The 13943-nt window shown below is 72.4% G+C and carries 11 protein-coding genes; all 11 read right to left on the bottom strand.

Annotation, left to right across the window (positions count from 1 at the left end; all coding sequences use genetic code 11):
* Positions 1–13: 13 nt before the first annotated feature.
* The 11 genes from ACQY39_RS21305 to ACQY39_RS21255 are packed head-to-tail and all read right to left on the bottom strand — an operon-like array spanning position 14 to position 13942.
* Complete coding sequence (locus ACQY39_RS21305) at positions 14–2512, bottom strand: phage tail protein (protein ID WP_428509652.1); 2499 nt, start codon at positions 2510–2512, stop codon at positions 14–16.
* Positions 2509–5259: a hypothetical protein gene (locus ACQY39_RS21300; protein ID WP_428509650.1), complete on the bottom strand. Its 2751-nt coding sequence runs from the start codon at positions 5257–5259 to the stop codon at positions 2509–2511. The genes ACQY39_RS21305 and ACQY39_RS21300 overlap by 4 nt, the downstream gene beginning before the upstream one ends.
* Entirely contained in the window at positions 5256–7853 is a 2598-nt protein-coding gene (locus ACQY39_RS21295; RefSeq protein WP_428509648.1) for a baseplate J/gp47 family protein, read from the bottom strand. Before ACQY39_RS21295 ends, ACQY39_RS21300 begins: the two co-directional genes overlap by 4 nt.
* 17 nt (positions 7854–7870) lie before the next feature.
* Positions 7871–8245, bottom strand: a complete 375-nt coding sequence (locus ACQY39_RS21290; protein WP_428509646.1) for a GPW/gp25 family protein — start codon at positions 8243–8245, stop codon at positions 7871–7873.
* Positions 8242–8523: a hypothetical protein gene (locus ACQY39_RS21285; protein ID WP_428509644.1), complete on the bottom strand. Its 282-nt coding sequence runs from the start codon at positions 8521–8523 to the stop codon at positions 8242–8244. The genes ACQY39_RS21290 and ACQY39_RS21285 overlap by 4 nt, the downstream gene beginning before the upstream one ends.
* A gap of 19 nt (positions 8524–8542) precedes the next feature.
* On the bottom strand, positions 8543–9256 hold the full coding sequence (locus ACQY39_RS21280; RefSeq protein ID WP_428509642.1) for a phage baseplate assembly protein V: 714 nt from the start codon (positions 9254–9256) through the stop codon (positions 8543–8545).
* Positions 9256–10383 carry a phage late control D family protein gene (locus tag ACQY39_RS21275; protein ID WP_428509640.1) on the bottom strand — a complete coding sequence of 376 codons (1128 nt, stop codon included), beginning with the start codon at positions 10381–10383 and terminating at the stop codon, positions 9256–9258. The genes ACQY39_RS21280 and ACQY39_RS21275 overlap by 1 nt, the downstream gene beginning before the upstream one ends.
* A gap of 25 nt (positions 10384–10408) precedes the next feature.
* Entirely contained in the window at positions 10409–10681 is a 273-nt protein-coding gene (locus tag ACQY39_RS21270) for a hypothetical protein (protein ID WP_428509638.1), read from the bottom strand.
* Positions 10682–10719: 38 nt separating this feature from the next.
* Positions 10720–11433 carry a hypothetical protein gene (locus ACQY39_RS21265; protein WP_428509636.1) on the bottom strand — a complete coding sequence of 238 codons (714 nt, stop codon included), beginning with the start codon at positions 11431–11433 and terminating at the stop codon, positions 10720–10722.
* Complete coding sequence (locus ACQY39_RS21260) at positions 11424–11747, bottom strand: hypothetical protein (RefSeq protein ID WP_428509634.1); 324 nt, start codon at positions 11745–11747, stop codon at positions 11424–11426. The genes ACQY39_RS21265 and ACQY39_RS21260 overlap by 10 nt, the downstream gene beginning before the upstream one ends.
* A complete protein-coding gene (locus tag ACQY39_RS21255) occupies positions 11744–13942 on the bottom strand; it encodes an ATP-binding protein (RefSeq protein ID WP_428509632.1) in 2199 nt (732 codons plus the stop codon). The genes ACQY39_RS21260 and ACQY39_RS21255 overlap by 4 nt, the downstream gene beginning before the upstream one ends.
* Between the last annotated feature and the right edge of the window lies 1 nt (position 13943).

Here is a 13943-nt window from a genome sequence, read left to right as displayed (position 1 = left end):
CTCCTTGGATCGCTCAGCTGACCGGGACCAGCAGGGCGCGCACGCCCACCGGCATGAATTCGCGCAGCCGGATGCTGGCGTTCTTCCAGCGGTGGCTGTTGGCCAGAAAGCCGAAAGCCCCCATCTCATCGGCGCCCGGCCCCTCCTCGCGCAAACGGCGGTCGGCCGAGAGCGCGAGCTGGGCATAGGCGGGCATGCCGAAACGTTCGTCGCCAAAACGCAGGCGCGCCTGTGTGCCGAACAGGCAGGCGTAGTGCTGGGGCAGGCGGTCGCCCTGGCCGCGAAACCAGCTCTCGCGGATGCAGCTGCCCGGCTTGGCCAGCAGGGCCATCAGGTCCGCTTCGCCTTCATTGCCATCACCACGGGAGGCGAACTCCAGCGTGTGGCTGTCCTGCGTGTCGTGCACCTGCAGGCGGTGCACAAAGATGCCGCCGGCGCCGCGCGCCACTTCCAGCCGGCTGCGGCCGAACACGGTCAAGCCTTGGAAAGCTAACGGGGCGCCCCAGCGCAGCTCGGGGTCGGCGCTGGCCGAGCTCAAGGCCAGGGCGGGCGTGGCCTCGTCCACGCCGGCGCCGGCATCGACGATGCAGGCCTGCAGGCCCAGCAGATGGCCGCGGTCCACCGCCAGCGCGCCGCTGATGCAGTGGCGCAGCACGATCTGCGGTGTCTGGCCGAAGGCATCGGCCTCGGCCGGGCTCAGGCCCAGGTCGGCGCGCAGGCGCAGGGCCGGGTGCAGGGGCCCGCGACTGCCGTGGCGCGTGCCGTCCAGCAGCCAGGCGCCGCCCGGGTCCAGGGTGCAGCCCTCGATCTCCAGGCGGTTCAGCGCTGCCTGTTCGATCAGCGCGGCGCCGGCCGGGAAGGCGGCGTCGCGCGTCAGGTAGAGGCCTTGCAGGCGTACGTTTTGCAGCGCGTGCCGGGCGGCCGGCTGGCCCAGCACGGTCTGCGGCCGCCAACGCAGCGGCTGCACCAGGCGTATCACCGGGCGATGGCCGCTGGCGGCGCGCAGGGTCAGGGGCCAGGGCCGCTCGTTCGGGTCGGCCTCGGCGGGCAGGATGGCCGGCGGCGGCAGGTGCAAGGCGAGCCCGCCGGGGTCCAGGCCAATGCCGCTGACGGCGGCCAAGTCCAGGCGGTGGGTGTCGCTGTTGACGATCTCGATCACCAAGGGCGCGCTGCGGCTGGCCAGGTCGGCCAGCGCATCGGCCAGGGTGACGCTGATGCCGTCCACCTGGATCAGGGTCGCGCCGGCCGGCAGCGGCGCGGGCGTGCGCGGCAGGGGCTGGGCGCCGACGCTGCCCTCGCGCCGCTTCAAGCCACTGAAGCCGCTCGTGGCCGAGACGCGCAGGCCGGCGCGCAGCGGCTCGGCCATGGCGCTGGTGTCGGCCCCGGTGACGCCGAAGACCAGGCGGCCATGGTGGGCGTCGATGGCGATCTCAAACGGCGCCAGCGGCGGGTTCAGGCCTTGTTCCCAGGCGCAGAGCTCGGCGCCGCGCAGGGTCCAGGCCACGCCGGCAAAGGGCAGGGCCGGCAGATGCAGCAGCAGTCCGACCGCGTCGTCCGGCGGCAGCGGCGGGCTGTTGCCGGTGTAAGTGTTGATCTGCACGTACTCTTCGGGCCGCCCCCCCTGGCTGTTCAACAGCGCATGCGGCATGGGGCCGGGCACCGCGTCGCGGCCGGCCAGGCGCGGACTGTCGGCATCGGCCTGGAAGCGGTGGGTGTTGAACAGCACCAGGGGCTCGCCCTGCGGGTGCAGCTCGAAGCGCACCGCGTAAAACGGCGCGCCGGGCGCCGCCGGCTCGATCGCATTCCAGGGCGGCTGGCCCACGCGCGCATGCGGCGGGCTGGGGCGCGAGGCCGGGGTTTGGTAGTCGGCCAGGCGCCAGAGGAAGACGGCCAGATGGGGCAGGTTGGGCGCCGGCCGGGCCACCGGCGGGTCGGCCTGCAGCAGGGGCGGCCGCAAGTCGGCCACGCGCGCCAGCGGGTCGAAAGGCCCGTCCACCAGGGACAGCAGGGCCGGCGAGCGCAGCGCCGCCATGCCGCCGCGCACCGGCAGGCGCGGGTCGCCGCCGGCGGCCTCGCGCCAGGGCGTGCGCGCATGCGGCTGGGGCCGCAGATGGTTGAGGGCCTGGTTCCAGGCCAGGCGTTCGCGCAGCTCGACCACGTGCACGGCCCACTGGGTCAGCGCATGCACTTGCGACTCGACGGCGCCCAGCGTGCCCTTGCGGCGGCGGTGGAAGACGGTGCGGGCGACATCGGCACGCAGGGTCCAGGCATCGCCCTTCAGATGCAAGCTGCCGACCAGATCGGCCAGGTAAGGGATCAGCCAGTCCTCGCAGCTTTCGATGAAGAGGTCGTCGTACTGCGCGCCGACGCGCTCGGCCAGGGTTTGCAGCACGCTGTCCATGCTGTCGACCAGGGCCCGCAGCGGGCCGGGCGGGCTCTGCTCCAGATCGCGCTGGCGGTAGAGCTCGGGCAGGCGTTCGTACAGACTGGGGGTTTGGGCCAGCACGCTCATGGTCGGCTCTCCGCTTCATCGGCGACGAATTGCAGGCTCAGCCCGGCCGGCCGCAGGCCGAGCAGCTGATGGGCGGCGGCGCGCAGCTGGGGCAGGCCGTCGCGCGCGGGGACCGGGCTGCTCGTGTCTGTCGCCGCGTGCAAGCGGTCCAGGCGCAGCCAGCGCACACCGCTGACCCGCTGCACCGCCGCCAGGATTTGCGAGCCATGCAGGCCTTCGCCGAACTGGCGCTGGCGCCAGTGCAGCAGGCCGAGTTCATCCCTGTCTTCATCCTTGGCCTGCTCCGGTGCGCCCGGCTCCGCCTCCACCACACCGAGCGCGGCGGCGATGGCCGCACGCAGCTCGTCCGGATGCCGTGTGGGCTCGGTCGCCACCGTCAGCGCCATGCGCACCAGCAGCAGCTCGCCGATGCGCACGCTGAGCGGCCAGCGCGCCGGCCCGCGTGCCGCCAGTGCCCGGCGCAGCGCCTGCTGGGCGGCGGCGGCATCGGCGGCCTGGCCGCTGGCCATCAGCAGGGTCAGCATCAGCAGGGGCGCGCCGTCCAGCAGCTGCCAGCTGGCGCGCGCCTTCAGCACGCCGGCCAGGCTCAGGGCCTCGGCCTCGAAATCGGCCAGGCTGACGATGCGGCCCAGGCTTTGCATCAGCAGGGGCGCGGCCTGGCGGGCCTTGGCGGCCGGTTCCGGGGCGGCGCCCTCCATGGCCGGCTCCAGCAGGCTGAGGGCATCGAAACCCGTCAGGCGCTGCACGGCCGTGGGCTTGTCGCCGCCCTCGGGCAGGCCGTAAGCGCCCTGGCCGCTGCGCATCTGCACCCGCACATTGCCCACACCCGAGGGCAGGCGGGCACCGCTGAGGCCGTCGCCGAACTGCACGACGCTGCGGCCGTCCGCCAGCTCGCGCACGATATAGACCTGCTCATTCGGGCCCCGGCCGAACAGGCTTTCGACCTGTCGCCATAACACCTGACCGACGCGCAGCTGCAGCTGGGGCCGGCGTGGCGGGCTGAGCGCGCCGTCTTGCAGCCAGGTCAGCGGCGTCTTGGGCAGCACCAAGGTCTGGAAGCTCTGGCGCGCGTCGCCGTCGCCAAGCACAGCCTCGCTCTCGGTCTTGCCCTGGCTGGCCCAGACCAGATTGCCATGCACATCGACGCCCGGCTGCTCATGGCCGAAGCGGGCATAAGGCAGGGATCGGTCCAGGCTCAGGCGGTGAAAACTGGGCCCGGCCTGGGCTTGCGCGTTTACAGCTTGCACCGTCACCGCCAACGGACCCTCGGGCAGAGCCAGCAGCAAGGTCCGGTCCTGCAGGGCCAGGGCGTCCTCGCGCTCGCCATAGAAGTCGAAGCTCAGGCCTTGCGCCAGCGGCAGTGCCTGTGCGGCTGCGCGCAGGCTGAAACCCTCGCCCTTGACCTGGTGCACGCTGATGCCGCGGATGTCGGCCCAGCGCAGCGCGCTGGCGCCTTCCTGCAGGGCCAGGTCCTGGTCCAGCTGCAGCACCGTGCTGGCGCCGCTGCCGCCGCCCCAGGCCAGGGACTGCCGGTCGACCTGGCTGATCTGGCGCTCCAGCACGCGCTTGCGCGGGCTGGAACTGCCGGCCGTGCTGGCCAGGTTCAGCTCCACCAGCACCGCGCTGCCGGCGCTGAAGTCGGCCAGCTCGCCGTCCAGTGGCAGCTGGCGCGGACGCAGCTGCGGGCCGGCGGGGTCGCCCTGGGCGGCGTCCAGGCGCCGGTCATAGGAGACGGGCACCTCGCTGACGCGGCCGTTGGCCTCGTTCACGGCGATCCGGCTGGGCGGCGCGCTGTGGCCGAAATGGCGCGCCGTGGCGCCCAGCTTGTAGGCGCGCAGCTGCGGCGCCGAGACCTGAAGCGCCAGGCCCAGGCCGGCGTGAAGCAGGCCGCTGAAGGCCGGCAGATAGGAGATGCCGGCGGACAGCCGTCCGGCGCTGAAGGTGCTGCTGATGCTGCTGATGCCGCTGACGCCGCTGACGCCGCTGGAGATGCTGCTCGCGCTGCTGGCTGAAGCGCCCAGCAAACAGGCGATGCGGCCCCGGGTCTTGATGTGGCGCACGCCGAAGGCTTCCCAGACCTTGTCGACCACGACGATCTGGGTGTGGCTCAGGGTCGTGCCTTGCGCAATACCGAGCAGCAGGCGGTCACCGGCCACCAGGGCCGGGCCGGTGCCGGCCGCGAGCTGGAAGCTGTCCATGCCGTTGACGATGTCGGGCACGTGGCGCGGGCGGTAGAGATGAAAGCGTGACAGCGCCGGCCGGGCCAGCAGCGGCGCTTCGGTTTCGAAGATGGCTGGCTTGGCGGCATCAGCTCCGGCATGCGGCAGCTTGACGCTGATGCCAAAGCCGGCCGGCACCGACACCGGCGCTTTGCCCTTGACCGCCAGGGCGAAGCGGGCGCGGCCGCCCAGGCCTGGCGCCAAGCGGTAGCCCAGCACCCGCACCAGCTCGACCACCGACTCGTGCCAGCGCGCGCTGCGCAGATAGGCCTCGTTGGCATAGCGGTCCTGGTAGCGCGCCAGCACATCGCCGACCAGGGCGGCCGCTTCGACCAGGGCGATGCCGGGATCGTCGGCCTTGCGGTGCGTCCAGGCGGCCAGGGCCGGCGCGGCGTCCAGCAGGCCGAAGATGTGTTCGCGCATCAGGCCGTAGTCGCCGATGCGGTAGTCGATGCGTGTCAGCCCGGGCCGGTTGCTCAAGCGGCGCGGGAAGGGAGCCGGGCGCTTGCAATCGTGGTCGCAGCTCATCGCCGGCCTCCTTGGATCTCGAACGCGATGCGGCCGCGTTCCAGCATGTCAGGGTCGTTGGCCACCACCAGGATCTCGAAAGGGCCGATGGGCAGCACAGCCGGCGCGCCCGGTGGCAGGGGCAGGGACGGGTCCAGCTCCAGCGTGCTCAGCGCGCCGCCGCTGCCGCCGTGGTTGAAGCGGCGCAGGCTCAGGCGCAGCGCCCGGCCTATGCCTTGCACCGCCAGCGCGCGTCCGATCAGCTGGCTGGCGTGCAGGTCCTGGCCGAAGGTCCAGGCCTCGGGGTGGAAGAAGCCGCGCCGGCCGTCCGGCGTCCAGCCGCTGCTGAACTCGCTGAGCAGCTCGGCGCGCAGGTCTTCCACCCAGTAGCCGGGCTGGGCGCACAGCACCAGGCGGACGTCCAGCGGCACCAGGGCGGCCGGGCGCAGCTCGATGTCGTCGCCGATCAGGCGCAGCGCGTCCAGGGCGGCGTGCAACTCGGCCAAGAGGGCCGGGCCGGGCTGGCCGCCGCCGACCGGGTCGATCACCAGCTGCACCACGCGCCAGGAGCCGCACCAGGCATAACGCGCATTGGCCCTGGAGACGCCGGGCAGGCGCTCGGCCTCGGCCACATAGTCGGCCAGGGTGATGGCGCGGCGCTGGCGCTGGCGGTAGGCCTCGGGCGCGCGCCGCAGCAGCTGCTCGCGGCTTTCCGGTGCCAGGCCGTTGACCACATCGAAGGGGTTCCAGATGCGGCCGCCCGGGCCCAGGGGCAGGTTGCTGCTGAGCAAGGTGTCGGCGCCGACATGGCCGCGCAGCGGCTCGCCGGTTTGGTACTGGCAGAGCACGCGGGCGCCGGCCGGCAGCGGCGCGCCGTTGATGCCGTCGCCAAAGCGCAGCTGGCTCTGGCCCAGCTCGTCGGTCTCGACCTGGAAATGCTCTTCGCTGCCGTCGCTGGCGATCAGGTCGATGCGTTCGTCCCAGCGCGTGCCGTCCACCTCCACCCGCAGGCTGGAGCGCGGCGCCTGTTCGCCGCCGGGCGCGCAGGCGCGGAAGGCCAGGGGCTCGATGGACGGGTCGCGTGGCAGCGGTGCGCGTGTGCCGGCCGGCACCTGGCCGGCGCCCAGGGGCCGACTGAGCGGCTGCCAATGCGCCTGCTGGCTGGCCAGCAGGCTGCCGGCATCGGCGGCCGCCAAGGGCGTGCCCGGCGGCAGCAGCGTGGCCAGGCGTGGCCGGCCATGGCCCATTTCGACCAGATTGCCGTAGAACAGGCTCAGCTCGGTCTTGCTGACCGGGCCGCAGTCCGCGATGAAGCAGAAGTTCTCTCGCAGCCCGTCCTCGGGCCGCCAGTGGACGCGGCAGAACCAGGCCTGGCTGACCGGGTCTTGCAGCACCTGGGCGCGGCCCGGGCCCGGCAGCAGGCGCAGCAGCTGGCGCTGCGCCAGGCGGCGGCCGTTGGGCGTGCCGGTCTGCGGGTTGAGCACCTCCTCGAGCAGCAGGCGGTCCACGCTGGCGTCCACATCGGCCGGCGCGCCGGTCTGCTCGGCCGCCTGGCCCAGCAGCAAGTCGCGCAGGCGTTCGGCGCTGCTCTTGCTGGTGGCGGCGCCGATGCTGAGGTCGGCACAGGTGGCGCCCTTCGGCAGGGCGCTGACGGTGTTGCCCCAGGTGTAGAGGCGCAGCTCATTGAGCTCGGCAAAGAAACGCCGCCGCCAGCGCGGCCCGGTCGATAGCGGGGCGAAGATCTGCGCCTCGGGCGACTGCCAGGCCGGGCCGCTGTAGACGGCCCAGACCGGGCGCGCCGCGCCGGGCGGGGCCGGCAGGGCGGGCAGGTCCAGCAGGGCGGCGCCGATCTGCGCGGCCAGGGTGGTGCTGGCCTGCTGGCCCTGGTGCAGGTGGTAGTCGACCAGGCGGGCATGGCGGGCCAGCGAGACGCGCTTGCGCGCCGTGCCCAGCGCGCGCTCGGCCATCACCCGGTCGTGGGCGTCGGCCAGTTCGTCGCCGCGCGCGGCGATCAGGTCGATCAGCACCTGGTCCAGATCGGCCTCGCTGCTGGGCGCCCAGCCCGGCACGCGCGCGGCCATGGCGCTCATCATCAGGTGGCGGAAGGAGTCGTAGTCGCGCGCCAGGGTGTCCACCACCGGCGCATCGGCGGCCGGGCGAGCGCCCGAGGCCGGCGGCGCGCAGCTGAGGTTGAAACAGCCCGGCCGGAACTTGAAGGGCAAGCGGTTGAACAGCGGGTCCATCAGCTCGGCCAGGGCATCGGCCGGCGGCGGCAGGCCGCTGGCCCGGGTCGAGAGGGTGTAGCTGCTGTAGTCGCCGACCGGGGCCAGGCGCAGGCGCAGGCCGCGCGGATTGCCGCCGGGGTCGGCCAGCACGGCGAGCACCCGCACCGGCGTCTGCGTGGCGCGCAGGCCGCCGCTGACCTCGAAGGCCTCGGGCGGCGGCAGGGCGGCCAGGCCATGGTCGTTGAGGAATTCCAGGTCCAGCCAGGCGAAGCTCGGCTTGGCCACAGGCTCCAGGCTGATATAGCCCAGGCGTATGCCGTTGGCGCCCAGGCCATCGAGCTGCTCGGCGCGTTGGGCCAGGCGCTCGGCATGCAGGACGACGCGGTCCATGACCGGCCCGGCGCCCATCAGCGGCCTCCGCCTTGCAGCTTCATGCCGCGGGTCTCGCCGGTGGCGACGATGCGGTAGCGCAGGTCCACCGTCAGCGTGGCCTGGCTGGCGTCGACCTCCAGGGTCTCGACGACGATGCGGTGGCCCAGCCAGCGTGAGAGATTGCGGCTGAGCGTGGCCTTGCTCAGGCCGGCCGCCACCGGGTCATTGCGCTCGAACACCAGGCGCTTGAGGCCGGCGCCGAAGCCCGGCAGAAAGGGCCGCTCGCCGGGCGCTGTCAGCAGCAGCTGGATCAGCTCGCCGCGCACATGCTCGGCCAGATCGGCGGGCGCCGCGCTGCGGCCGTCGCTGCCGATGCGGAAAGGAAAAGCGAGGTGGCGGCCGCTGCTCATGGCTTCTCCAGTAGGTCAAAGTCGCTGTGGTGGACATGACCGCCGTTGATGTCGTCATGCACCCGGTTGGTCGTCAGGTCGGTCCGGTGGGCATAGAGGTAACGCAGCACGCCCTGGGCGATGGCGGCGAAGAGGATCTGGCGGTCCAGCTCGCCGGCGCCGCCCGGCAGGGGCCGGCCGCGTGCGGCCTGCCACTCGCGCTGCATGGCGGCTTCGATCTCGGCCGCCATGCTGGCGCCGAGGTCGTGCACGCTGCCGGCTTTCAGAGGGTTGGGCATGGAGGCTCCTTCCTGGGCATCAGCCGGTCTTGACGCGGACCGAGAGCAGCGCGGGCGTGGCCGGCGGGAACGGCGGCGTCGGGATCATGGGCGTGACCGGGATGCCCAGCACCGTCTCGCCGACATGGGTGTGGGTGCAGAAGATGTTGACCAGCTGGTTCAGGTACTGCAGCAAGTCGTCGCCGAAGACCAGGGGGTGGCTGGCGCCATCGGTCAGCTCGATCTGCGGCGCCTCGATCACCACCTTGGCCGTGGCCAGCACGCGCACCTGGCCTTCGTCGACGCGTATGGTCAGCAGATTGCTGCCGCTGCTGTCGCTGAGGGTGGCGCTGTGCTGGTCGTCGTCCAGGGCCAGCATCAGGCCGGAGTCGCTCTTCAAGGTCTTCTGCTTGGGCGACGGGGCGCTGCCGCTTTCGTTGAGCGGCGGGTCGCCGCGCCCCCACCAGCCGCCGACCCAGATCGGCCGTGCCGGGTCGCCGGCTTCGAACTCGATCCACACGCCAGAGCCGGGTGGCGGCACGGCATGCAGGCCGACATCGGGGCCGGCATACGTGCTGCAGGGCAGGGCCCAGGGCGAGAGCTCGGTGTCCAGAACCTCGGGCACATAGGCGCGCAGGCGGGCCAGGCCCTCGGGGTCATCGGTGCTGTCGACGATGCCGCGGTACTTGCCGTAGAAGCGGCTGCGCTGCTGGCTTGCCAGCTCGACCACCAGTTCCTCGATGCCCATGCCCATCAGAATGCTCCTGCAAGAAGGCCAGCCAGGCCCTCGGATGCACCGGCGGTGCTGCGCGCATTGCGGCTCAGCGAGCAGCTCTGGCGGTAGCCGCTGTCGTCCAGCTGGTGCAGCACGCGGGCGATCAGGTAGTCGCCCGAGAGCTGCGGCCCGACGCCGACCACGCGCAGCCGGCGGTAGGGGCGCAGCACGGCGCTGTAGAGGTCGTTGTCCACTTCCGCCTGCGCCGTGTAGGCCCAGGCGGAGACTTGCGCCACGCCGGCGGTGGCGGCGTCCAGATCGGCTTGTTCCTCGCGGCCATGGCAGAGCAGGGTGCTGGCAGGCTGGCTCAGCGCATGGGCCGGCTGCTCGCCCAGGGGGCTGGGGTCGGCCGCGGCGACGCTGGCGCTGGCCCTGAGGGTTTGCTTGTCGCTGGCGCTCACGCTGGCGGCACGCGGCGCTTGCGGCCGCAGCGCGTCGAACTCGGCCTGGAAGCTGGCGATATTGCGGTCCTGGCCCAGCAGCACCAGTTCGGGCAAGCCCTCGTCGCGCGCCTCGGGGCTTTCGAACACGCCGACCGACTGGCCCGGCTCGGCGCCCGGCTCGACATAGACCTGCATGCCGAAGCGGCGCGCCAGCAGGCGCAGCAGCTGCATATTGCTGCCGCGCTGGACGATGAAACGGTCGAGCGCGCTGGCGGCGTCGGGCAAGCCGGCGGCGATGCGCGAGCTCAGGCCCGGCTCCTCGATCAGCTCGGCCACCAGGCTGGCCAGCGGCTGGTTCTCGAACACCTTGACGCGCTCCTCGCGGTCCAGCAGCACGCTGTCGTCATGGACGATCAGCACCAGGCGGCTGCTGTCGGGCGCGGCCTCCAGGCTGTAGCGCTGGCCGACCACGGGGCCGTCGATCAAGGCTTGGAAATCGCCCTCGCCGACCTTCACCTCGACGCGCAGCCGCGCCAGCGGCGTCAGCCAGGCTTCGTCGAAGCCCTGCCAGCTGCCTTTGGCGTCGGTGGCCAGTTGCAGCTCCAGCTCGGCCGCTGCGGCCATGCCCATGGCCTGCTCGACGCGCACGCTGGTGAACAGGTCCAGCTGTTCGCGGTCCAGGGGCTGGTTGTCGATGAAGAGGCGGTACTCGGCGCTGGGCATGGTGGGTGGGCTCGGTGGTGGCCTGTCAGTTCTCGGGCAGATTGATCAGGCGCCCGGGCTGGCGGCTCAGCGCGGCGGCTTCCAGCTCGCTGTTGGCATCGGCGATGTGCCAGAAGCGGCTGGCGTCGCCGCCATAGTGCTGCTCGCTCAGCGCGTCCAGCTGCTCATGCGACTGCAGGGCATGGGGCAGGCCGGTGGTTGGCGGCAGGGCGCGCAAGCGCACCAGCTCGACGCTGCCTTCGGGCGTGCTGATGCGCTCGGTGGGCAGGCCGGCGTAGCGGGAGTTCTTGAGAAACATGGCGGCGAGCTTTCTTTTGTTCGTTCTTCCAGCGGCGTTCAGAGGGGCACCAGATCGACGGCGAACTCGATCACCTTGGCGAGGTTGAGGCTGGCCTGCGTGTCCTTGACCATCTGCGAATAGACGTAGGCGCCATGGCCGATCGGGTCGGCCTTGGCCGAGGGCGCGGGCAGCAGGGCCAGGCCCAGCTGCACCTCGGCCTCGATCGGGTTGAGCAGGGCGTCGTAGTGCTTCTCGTTGATCACCATGCTGGTGATGCGCACCGGCAGCACCCGCGACGGGCCCCAGATGAAGAGCAGGGGCGGCACCGGGGTGCGCGGCATCGGCTGCGTTGCCGGCTTCTTGGTGCCGCTGCTGAGGGCGGCGCCGACGGCGTCGATGGCGGCACCAATCGCTGCACCCATCAGGCCGCCCGGCGCGGCCGGCGGGTAAACCATTTTTTCCAGCGCGGCCAGCTGCGGCCCGATGCCGAACAGGCGCGGTACCGCACTGACGGCGCCGCCGGCGCCGAGGTCGTCGGCGGCCGAGAACTGCGCGCTCAGGGTCAGGGTCTCGACCGGCGGCGCCAGCGCCGATCCGCTGTCGCGGCGCGGCCGGTTGGCGGCGCTGTTCTGCGTGCCGGCGGCGGGCGGGATGCTCAGGCTGCGGCTGATGCTCTCCGGGTTGAACTGGAAGATCACGATATTGGGGATGGGCCCCAGGAACTGGCCGCTGTACTCGACCAGGGCACCGCGCATCGGCATCAGCGCCATGATGGGTTCTCCTCGTTGGTTTCAGAGGCTTGGCTTGCTTGGGCGGCGGCCTTGCTGGAGATCAGATCGGCCAGCTGGGCGGCCACCGCGTCCACCAAGGCCGGGCCCGTCAAGGCGGTCTGCATGAGACTGGTGGGCGGCCTGGCCTTGAGCGGCCGGGCCAGCGGCGGCACGCTTTGCAAGGCGGCGCGCAAGGCTGGCTCCAGCTCGCAGGCCAGCAGGCGCCCGTCGGCATCGCTGATGCCGCTCAGGCTCAGGGTCAGCTCGTCGATCACCAGGCGCTGGGGGCTGCTGCTGTTGATGCTGTTGCTCATGCCGGGCTCCCCTGGAGCTGGGCCGGCAGCAGGCCGGCGTAGTGGCCGAACTGCTCGTCCGCCACCTCGCGGCCGCCTTTCTCCAGCTCGCGCTTGATGGCCAGCAGCACCTCGGGCATGGCGACGCGGGGCTCGGCCGCCGGCGCTGTGGCGGCGGCCTGCAGGCAGGCGTTGAAGGCGGCCGAGCGGATGGCGCCGCCGGCCAGCTCGAAGCGCTGGGCCAGGAAGGCGAAGTCCAGCGCCGAAACATCGACCGGCGCCGGAAAGACCTGGCGCCAGAGGCTGGCCCGTTCGCTAGCGCCGGGCACCGGAAACTCGACGATGAAGCGCAGGCGGCGGCCGAAGGCTTCGTCCAGGTCTTTGCGGCGGTTGGTGGCCAGCACGGCCAGGCCTTTGAAGCGCTCCATGCGTTCGAGCAGGTAGCTGATCTCGATATTGGCGAAGCGGTCGTGGGCGTCGCGCACCTCGGTGCGTTTGCCAAACAAGGCATCGGCCTCGTCAAAGAAGAGCAGGCAGTCGCTGGTCTCGGCGGCGTCGAAGATGCGGCGCAGGTTCTTCTCGGTCTCGCCGATGTATTTGTTGACCACCTGGGAGAGGTCGATGCGGTACATGGGCAGGGCCAGTTCCTGGGCCAGTGCCTCGGCCGCCATGGTCTTGCCGGTGCCCGGCGGGCCGCAGAACATCACCGCCAGGCCGCCTTCGTTCCAGGCTCGCGCGCAGCCCCAGTCGTGGTGCACCCGGCCCAGCTGGCGCATGGCCGAGACGATGGCCTGCAGCTGCGCCCCGGCGGCCGGCGGCAGCACCAGCTCGGACAGCTCGAAACGCAGCGCCACCGGCTGGGCCAGCTGGGCCATGTCCAGCGCCGCCTCGCCCTGGGCCAGGGCAAACAGTGCTGCTCGGTCCTGCACCTGGCCGCTGCGCAGCAGCGCTTCCAGGCGCTGGCTGGCCAGGGCGGGCAGGCGGAAGCGGCGCGCAGCCTCGGCACCGTCGGCCGCGTCGGCGCTGGGCAGGGGCATGGCGGCCTCACTCTTCTGCCCGGCCCGCGCCGCAGCCGCCCAGCGTGCGGCGCGTTCCTGCGTGCTCAGGGTCGGCACGCTGAAGGCCGGGGCCAGCAGGGCGGCGGGCAGGCCGCGCGGCAGGCCGGGCCGGTCCACCGGCAAATAGCAGCGCAGGGCCAGGGCGCTCAGCGGCGCCCACCATTCCGTCAGGTGACCCGCATGGGCTTCGCCCAAGGCCTCGGCCCAATGCTCGGGCAGCAGCAGATCGGCGCCCTGCAGCCAGGCGGCGCAGGCCAGGGCCGGCAGGGCGGCATGGCCGGGGCCGATGTCCTCGCCCAGGCGCAGGATGCTGCTGCTCAATGCTTCACCGAGGCCGGCCACCCAGGCGGCGGTGTCGGCGCCTTGGCTGCTGCGCACCGGCACGATCTGCAGGCCTTGCGGCGGCGTGTTGCGCAGCCACAGGGCCAGAGCGGCGGCCTCGGGCGGCAGGGCATGGGCGGCAGGCAAGGGGCGCAGCGCGGCCGGCAGCAGGCGCCGGCTCGGCTCGCCCAGCAGGGCGCAGGCCACGGCGGCCGGCATGCTCAGCGGCGCCATCCAGTCTTCATGGGCATCGCCGCTGCCAGAACCTCCGATGCGCTGCAGCAGGCCGCTGCGGTAGAGCGCATGGCTGGGCTCGGCGCAGGCGACGATGGCCAGCGGCTCGTCCCAGAGGCGTTGCGCCAGGGCAAGGCTGATGCTGGGCCGGCGCGCGTCGTTCATGGCGGCGGCGGCCACGGCGCCAAGGCTGGCGTCGCTGCGTGCGGCCAGGGCGCAGGCCAGCACGAACTGCGCAGCCTCGTCCAGGCCGAGGGCTTGGGCCATGCGGGCCCAGCGGCTGAGGCCGGCCGCCGGGCGCAGCGCGGCCAGCGCCTCGCTGAGGTGGGCGGCACAGGCGTCCTGGGCAAAGAAGTCGGCCTTGTCCTCGGCGAAGCGCAGCAGGTCCAGGCTGTCCAGCGCCGGGTCGCTGAAGGCGGGCAGGCCGGTCTCTGCGGTATCGGCCGGGGCCGCGCCGCGTTGGCGCCAGCACCAGGCGATTTCGCGGCGCAGGCGCAGGGTCAGCTGAGCCAGCCAGTAACGCACCCAGGGGTCCGGTGGCTGCAGCGCGGGCTGCAGCAGGACAGGCTGCAGCAGCAATGGGTTAGGGCGGGCGGCGTTCATG

It is taken from the genome of Roseateles sp. (genome assembly GCF_965262435.1).
Classification (GTDB): domain Bacteria; phylum Pseudomonadota; class Gammaproteobacteria; order Burkholderiales; family Burkholderiaceae_C; genus Paucibacter_A.
This window is presented reverse-complemented; position numbering and strand designations above follow the sequence as displayed.

Coding starts and splice junctions, on each gene's coding strand:
- ACQY39_RS21280 (WP_428509642.1), bottom strand. CDS start 9,256: ATGGGCATGGGCATCGAGGAACTGGTGGTCGAGCTGGCAAGCCAGCAG.
- ACQY39_RS21290 (WP_428509646.1), bottom strand. CDS start 8,245: ATGAGCAGCGGCCGCCACCTCGCTTTTCCTTTCCGCATCGGCAGCGAC.
- ACQY39_RS21305 (WP_428509652.1), bottom strand. CDS start 2,512: ATGAGCGTGCTGGCCCAAACCCCCAGTCTGTACGAACGCCTGCCCGAG.
- ACQY39_RS21265 (WP_428509636.1), bottom strand. CDS start 11,433: ATGGCGCTGATGCCGATGCGCGGTGCCCTGGTCGAGTACAGCGGCCAG.
- ACQY39_RS21300 (WP_428509650.1), bottom strand. CDS start 5,259: ATGAGCTGCGACCACGATTGCAAGCGCCCGGCTCCCTTCCCGCGCCGC.
- ACQY39_RS21295 (WP_428509648.1), bottom strand. CDS start 7,853: ATGGACCGCGTCGTCCTGCATGCCGAGCGCCTGGCCCAACGCGCCGAG.
- ACQY39_RS21270 (WP_428509638.1), bottom strand. CDS start 10,681: ATGTTTCTCAAGAACTCCCGCTACGCCGGCCTGCCCACCGAGCGCATC.
- ACQY39_RS21255 (WP_428509632.1), bottom strand. CDS start 13,942: ATGAACGCCGCCCGCCCTAACCCATTGCTGCTGCAGCCTGTCCTGCTG.
- ACQY39_RS21260 (WP_428509634.1), bottom strand. CDS start 11,747: ATGAGCAACAGCATCAACAGCAGCAGCCCCCAGCGCCTGGTGATCGAC.
- ACQY39_RS21275 (WP_428509640.1), bottom strand. CDS start 10,383: ATGCCCAGCGCCGAGTACCGCCTCTTCATCGACAACCAGCCCCTGGAC.
- ACQY39_RS21285 (WP_428509644.1), bottom strand. CDS start 8,523: ATGCCCAACCCTCTGAAAGCCGGCAGCGTGCACGACCTCGGCGCCAGC.